At 32.5% G+C, this 7,764-nt stretch carries 2 protein-coding genes; both read right to left on the reverse strand.

Annotated elements, in window-relative coordinates:
* Window positions 1-162: 162 nt before the first annotated feature.
* Window positions 163-3,873: an Ig-like domain-containing protein gene (locus Q0138_RS03745; protein WP_297981100.1), complete on the reverse strand. Its 3,711-nt coding sequence runs from the start codon at window positions 3,871-3,873 to the stop codon at window positions 163-165.
* An 814-nt stretch (window positions 3,874-4,687) separates the two neighbouring features.
* Window positions 4,688-7,480 carry an Ig-like domain-containing protein gene (locus tag Q0138_RS03750; RefSeq protein WP_297981103.1) on the reverse strand — a complete coding sequence of 931 codons (2,793 nt, stop codon included), beginning with the start codon at window positions 7,478-7,480 and terminating at the stop codon, window positions 4,688-4,690.
* Window positions 7,481-7,764 lie beyond the last annotated feature (284 nt).

A 7,764-nucleotide genomic window follows, 5' to 3' on the forward strand; every position in this document is an offset into this window, starting at 1 on the left:
GTGACTGGAGTTCAGACGTGTGCTCTTCCGATCTTGGAAAAAATTAAAATAATTAAAAAATAATGAAAAAAACATTAACACGGATTTAACTAAAACAATAAAAAAGTATAAAATAAAATAAAAATTAGAATAGTAAAAATACTATTCTATTAACTATTTTTTCTAACTAATCTTTAAAGTGCTTTTAACAGCAGTAGCCTTGTATCTTTCGTCTCCTGCGAATTTGGCAGTGAAAGAATAGGTTCCTTTCTTGGAAAGACTGACCTTGACTGTTGCAATTCCATTGGAATTAGTTGTTCCAGTGTAAGACTTGCCATTTACTGTAAATGTAATCTTCTTAGCCCTTATTGCAGACCCTCTTGAGGTCTTGAAGGTCGCTGTTAATGTTTTTGTTTTTGCACTTGCCTTATAGGTCTTTTGAGCTGTTGTAAGTTTTACAGGCTCTGGCTCAACTGTAATCTTGGCAACTGAAAAGCTTGCATTATATTCATCATCACCAAGGAAACATATGGCAAATGTGTATCCTCCCTTAACACCAAGGTTTATTTGGGTTTTAGCACTTCCATTAGCATCTGTTGTATAATTATAGACATGTCCATTGAATCCAACATAAACCATCTTATTGGCCAATGCCTTTCCATTGGAGTCCACCAATTGGAAATTGAAGTATTCACCATTTCTGCCATCAAGAACAGTATTGATAGCATTGGTGGTCATGTTTTCACAAAGGATTTGACTTGATTGTCTTAAAACAACCGGTGCAGTTTCATTTGAATCGCCACTTGAATCACCGCTTGAATTGTCACTTGATTCATCTGTTTTTGTGTTTAAAACAGTAAGGGTTTTCATTCCACTGACCAAGGTATTGTTAAGGATTATGACTCCATTTTCAAAGATGTCATCTGAAGTGGAATTGATTAAAAGAAGGCTAATCTCTTCAGCTTGAACCTTAGGGCTTGCAGCTATGAACTCATTGTTGCTAATCTCGAAAAAGACATTACAAGAGTCTTCACTTTCAAAGTAAACAATATCATTGTTGCTGTTTAGGGTAAAAGTAATTCCATCAACGATAAACTCACTTATATCATCACGAACAATGAAAACAGGACTAGCATCATTTGAGGTAAATATATTTGCATTTTCTGAAATGATTACAATATCACTTGTAATGTTTAGATTGGAAATGTTTTGATAGTTATAGCTTCCTAAATTAATAATGTCTCCAGGCTCTGCAGAATCGATTGCCCTTTGAATGTCCAATACATCATTTCCAGTGTGATTAATGAGAATATACTCGCTTTCACCATCTACCTCAAGAACATATGATGAACTTGAAGGAGCATAAACTGTGTCTCCATAATAATTAGCGAAAATTGTGTAGTTTCCAGCCTCATCCAATTCAAGAAGGAAAGTGTTTTCACCATTCACATACAATAAATCGAAGAACTCGCCATCGATTGAAATGGCTACAGCACCAGCAATGTTCCTGTTGTTGGAACTTAATCCAATGCTTAGATTATATAATCCTCCATTATAGAGCTCTTCCTCTTTAACAGATGATATGGAGATTCTAGTTTCCCTTGGCAATACGCTAACGATTGCAGAATCGGCAGAGCTTACCTTGGACTTGTCACCATTATAGGTGACAGTGATATAGTACTCTCCAACTTCAACAAGGCTGTCAATCTCAAGAGATCCCTTACCTCTTGAAACTGTAATCTCCTTTTCACGGCCTTGATTTATGCTAAGATAGACTGAACCGTTTAATGGAATGTCATTGAGGTCAGTCAAGCTGATGTTAAGGGTAAATGACTCGCCGGATATGATTGACTCTGGAGCTGTAATCTTAAGGGAACTTTCCTTGGATGTTACATAAATGCTTGAACTTGCATTTGAAGCCATATATTCATCATTTCCTTCAAATACAGCAGTTATTGCATATTCACCTTGATTTACCAAATCCTTTGTGCTTAAGGTTCCGCTGCCTCTGCTTACAATCACTGTGTAGTTTTTATCGAAATCATCATTATGGATGTTTACAATAAGGTTTCCATTGATTCCATTGAAGTCATTGTCAACAAGTGTAAAGTTGATACGTGCAATCTCACCTGAAACTATGTCATTTGTATTGATTGCAAGATTGGAAGGCTTGCCTGAAACGTTAAAGCTCACTCCATCCATTATAGGATAGTAGCTAATGCTTCCGCCATAAGCCACATAAACATAATAACTGCCTTGGAGGAGATTGCTTATTCTGTAGCTTCCAAGTCCATTGACGGTGGTGACATCATGAGTTTCAATATCATCATCAGTGAGAATTACAATTCTTACGCTTTCATCCAATGGATTGTCATATTGATCTGTTAAATTAAAGACAATTAGATTGGAATCGCCAGCATTCAAAGATTCTGTTGTTGCATTTACTTTCAATTCAGTGAATGTACCTGTATTACTTGGAACAATCAAGTCACCGAAGTAGGAAACCCAATAGTCAGAGCCATAACCATAATAATCCTCAAATAGGGCTACATACATTCCATCAATGTAATTGTTTCCTTCAAAGAAAAGAGGAAACTCCAAATCCAACTCATCAATCAGGCTGTAAACTGAAAATAAAAAGATGGTGTTTGGATCCACATTCTCATTTATCGCATAGAAATTATTGTTGGAAATTTCCACTCCGCCGTAAATGTATTCAGAACCTTCAGGACCTAGGAAAACAATGGAATCATTTCTGAGATTGAATGTGTTTTCTGTTACAATGACATCATATAGATAGGTGTCCTCTGCATCGATTATCGGCAAGTAAGTGTAAATTGCGGTATAGTCCTTGAAATTAGGAGCCTCAAAGTGACCGCAGTCTGTAAAGCTGTTGTTTGCAATCAAGGTACCATAAGCAGCCTGATAACTGGAAGATATTCCATAAAGGTAGATTGAATAGGAATTGTTTATGAACTGATTGTCAAGGATTCTTGTATTGCTTGAACCGTATTCAACAAGAATTGCATCAAGAACAGGCCCCTCAAATGTGTTGTTTGCAATCAATGCATTGTTACATTCATCCAAATGGACACATTTGGTACCTCTTTCCTTACCTCCTGTATTGTATGAGGTGTATAATCTTGTGGTAGTGCCGTTAAAGTAGGAATTTGTCACAGTCAGGTAATTTGCCTCACAGTATACTCCATGATTGAAGTTGATGAAGCTGCATTTGTCAATGCTTACATTGCTTGCAGATGGACCTACCTTCAATGCCCAGCCATAAAGGGTATCCCAATCCGTATATTCCAAGTTAGGATTGATGTTTTCAAATATGATTCCTTCCACTGCAACATTTGCTGCGCTAATGTAAACAACGGAAGTGTCACTTTCATTTTCATAGCCTTGAATACACCCATATCCTCTAATTACAGTGTCTCCAGCACCTAAAAAGCTGATTTTCTTTGTAATGTTAATTTGAGCATATCCGACATTATATTCTCCAACTCCCAAATCAACTACATCTCCAGAACTTGCTGTATTTATGGCAGTCTGAATGTCTTTAGCATCATCACCTGTACGTACAACCGGAATTGTTGAAACTCCATATTGAGGAGTATTTGGATTAGTTGATTTAGAATAGGAATTGTTTTTTAAATCAGAATTGTCTTGACTTGAATCAGTGATATATGAGTCTGTAGAAATAGAATCTGAAGAAACAGAATCAGAAGAACTGCTTAAATCAGAAGCAATTGAATCCGCAGAACTAGCTGAATCAGCAATAGAATAATCTGAATTTAATCCGTCTTCGCTAGCTGATACCATACCTAAACTTAATATAAATACACTAAGAATAGCTAAAAATATCAAAGCCCTATTAAATTTTATTTTCACTTTTTCACTCCTTTATCTAGATAAAGCAATAATAATAGAAAAAATCACAATCATCAATAATTAAAATTTTATTTGTTAAAATTAAAAAGCTAAAAATAGCTAAACAGCTAAAAAATAACTAAAAAGCCAAAATCTAACTAAAAAAGCTAAAAAATAACTAAAAAGCTAAAATCTAACTAAAAAAGCTAAAAAATAACTAAAAAGCCAAAAATAATAATTATAGAATATTTGAAATAAAAAATTAATTATTCTACTTAAAACTATTATAAAAAACCTTTTCGAATTACATATTTGGTAATTGGATTTTTAAAAAAATAGTTTTTTATATAAAAATTTTACAAAAAACTTGTAAATTAAAACGATATGAATTTAATTCCCATATAATTAAAACTTTTTACATATTCTTTTATGTTTTTAATACTATATAAAACTGATAAATTTAATTTACTTATATAAGTGTACATATCGAAGAAAAAAATAATTGATTAAAATAGGGAATAAATGATAAAAAATAAGAGAAAATAGAAACTATTCAACATGGAAAAAATGAATAAATGAAAAAAAATAGTATTCAATTAAGAAAATTTAAAAAAACTAAAGAAAAAAAATAATAAAAAATTAAGAAAAACTAAAGAAAAAAGTTTGAAAAAAAATAAAAAAATAAGAAAATAAGAAAATAAGAAAATAAGAAAATTAAAGAAAAAAATAGATAATTAAAGAAAAATTTAAAAAAAAACTAAAGAAAAATAAGAAAATTAAAAAATTTAAAAATAGTTTAAAAAACTAAAAAAACTAAAAAAATGAGTAAAAGTAATTATTTAATAACTACTTTTCCCTTTTTAGTAACTGCTCCATAAGATCTGTCACCTGCAAACTTAACAGTGAAACTGTAAGTCTTTTTAGTAGACAAACTTACCTTAACAGTAGCAATTCCCTTAGCATTGGTTGTTGCTGTGTATGTCTTGCCATTTACAGTGAAACTGATCTTTTTGCCCTTGACTGTTTTTCCCTTATTGTCCTTTAATGTAGCAGTCAATGTCTTTGTCTTTGCACTGGCCTTATAGGTCTTTGCAGGAACTGTCAAACTCATTTTCTTCTGAATAACAGTTATCTTAGCTACTGCAAAGCTTGCATTATAATCCTCATCACCTAAGAAACATAAAGCAAAGGTGTATCCTCCAGGAGTGTTAAGATTGATTTGAACACGGGCCTGACCTTTAGAATCAGTTATATAAGTGTAAATATGGCCATTAAAACCAACACTAATATTCTTGCCAACCAATACCTTTCCATTTCCATCTTTAAATGTGAAAGTGAAATAATCACCGACCTTACCCTCACTGGCTACCACTGCAGTAGCGGTTAAATTATTAAAAACAAACTGAGTGCTTTCTTTTCTGGAAGGGGCAATAAGATTTACAGCCTTCATTCCATTCAATAATTTATTGTCCTTAACATAAATATTGTCAAATGCCAATTGATCATCGGATTCCACCTTTAAAAGATTTAATGAGGAATTGTCCAAGCCATTATCGCTTGTAACACTTATATTGGTCAATTCCATTTGACCTAAATTGCCACTTGTTTTAACATTGACAAGACTTTGATTGTCACTGCTAAAATTAAGTCCAATGTTTGAAATGCTAAGGTCTGTTTGGTCTTGAACAAGGAAAACACTATCTGAATCCTTGGCAATTGATATATTGGTCTCTGCACCAATGAAGTTCAGGTTCTTGTCAATAGTGATTGTTTCAATATCCTTATAGGAATAATCTCCCAAATCAATAATGTCTCCTGCCACTGCACTTTCAATTGCATCAATAATGTCTTTAGTGTCATTTCCTGTATGGTTTACAAGTACAGTATTTGAATAGTCCAATATTTCAATCTCACTTGATGCATTTACCGGTTCATTACTGTCATCACCTAAAAACTTAGCAAAGACAGTATACTTTGCAATTTCAAAGTCTGTAATGTTCAATTCTCCATTTCCATCGATTATTGTAAGATTATATGAATTGAATAGGCTTGAATCCTCATTAAATATATCAACAGAGATATCTCCACTTAAAGGATAAGGGACAGACTTGGAATTAATTCCATTCAAGACAAAGCCTATTTTAACAAGATTTGCATAAAGATGACTGTCTGTATTTATTTTAAGTTCTGTCTCATCACGAGGGCCGTAGATGATAAGGTCACCATCCTTGACGGTAGTGGTATCGGATCCGAAGTCAGTATAGACCATATCCTCATCCATTGAATTGTTTGCAATCACTATATTTCCAATAAGGTACAATAGGGATTCTTTGACCGGACAGCTAAAGAAGGTGATTGTTGAAGCATTTATATCACTTGAATTATCCAATAGAATAACATTATTTCCATTAATGCTAACGTTTCCAATCTCGCTTGTAACAGATGTCTTGATTAAGACATTGGAATCTGTAACATAGAATGTATTGTTTTCAATCTTAAAGTCACTGAATGAAGCTGCAGCATCGATTATAGGTAAATTTTGGTAATTTACCGGCTGTCCCTGATAAAGGGCTTCAAAATGACCGCAATGAATAAATGTATTGTTTGCAATGGTTAAATTTTCACTTGCAGAATGATCAAGGAAGATTGCATAGGAATTATTGATGAATGTATTTCCTATAAACTCATTTGAGGATGCTGCATCAACATTGATTCCATCAAGAACAGAGCCTTCAAATGTATTGTTGATTATCCTGTTATATTTGGAGTCAGAAGAGAATGAAATTGCACGGGTTCCCCTTTCCTTACCATTACCATTGGTTATTCTTGTACTTGTTCCTGTAAAATAGGAATTGCTTACGGTTACATAATTGGAACCGTCTATGTTTACCTCCCTATTATAGTTGATGAAGGAACAGTTGTCTATTAGAATATTGCTTGCGCTGTCTAAACGAATTGCCCAACCATATAATGTGTCATAGTCTGTATAGCTCAAATCAGCCTCATAATTGTTAAATACAATTCCTTGAATCCTTGCACCTGAGACACGATTAACTTCAATCACACAGCCTACCTTGACACCGCCGGTACCGTTGATTAAGGTGGAACCGGTTCCTAAAAGGGTTATGGCCTTGTTTAACTCAATCTGGCCACTGCCGATATTGTATTGGTAATCTCCCAATAGAACTGTATCTCCAAGTTTGGCCAAATCAATTGCATTTTGAATGTCACTTAAATCATTTCCTGTATGATTGACTGTAATATTATTGGATTCAGACAAATAATTAGACTTTAAAACAGTTTCTGCAGACTTGTGTATATTATTATCAGATAAAGAGTTAGCTGAACTGGACAAATCATCGTCTAAATCAGCCAAATCATCTTCTGAAACAGTTAAATCAGAATTGCATGAAACTCCACCACAATCGACATAATCTAAATCAGCAAAATCAGAATTAGCTGAAACTCCATCACAATCGACATAATCTAAATCATCATTCGATAATTGTAAATTCCCATTATCCCCATTTATTGAACCAATATCACTAGCAGATGCCAATCCAATAGCTAAAAATAAAATAAATAATAATGAGAGCATTTTAATAGTTTTATTAATATTATTTTTCAAACTTACACCCATAAAACGATTTTTAAAAATTAATTATTATTATTTATTTTTTAAATATTATTTAAATCTTGATAAAAAATTAATTAATTATGCAAAGTTTTTACAATTGATAAAATAAAATAAGAAAATTTGGACAAAATACTAAAATGAAAATTAAATTTTAAATTATTTTACTTTAAAAATAATAAAAATAGATTAAAAAAAATTTAAGAGCAAATAAGACATTAAAAAAGTAAAAAAAATAATAAAAATAGATTAAAAAAAATTTAAAATTAAAAAAACTT

Source organism: uncultured Methanobrevibacter sp., assembly GCF_937906425.1.
Taxonomy (GTDB): Archaea; Methanobacteriota; Methanobacteria; order Methanobacteriales; family Methanobacteriaceae; genus Methanobrevibacter.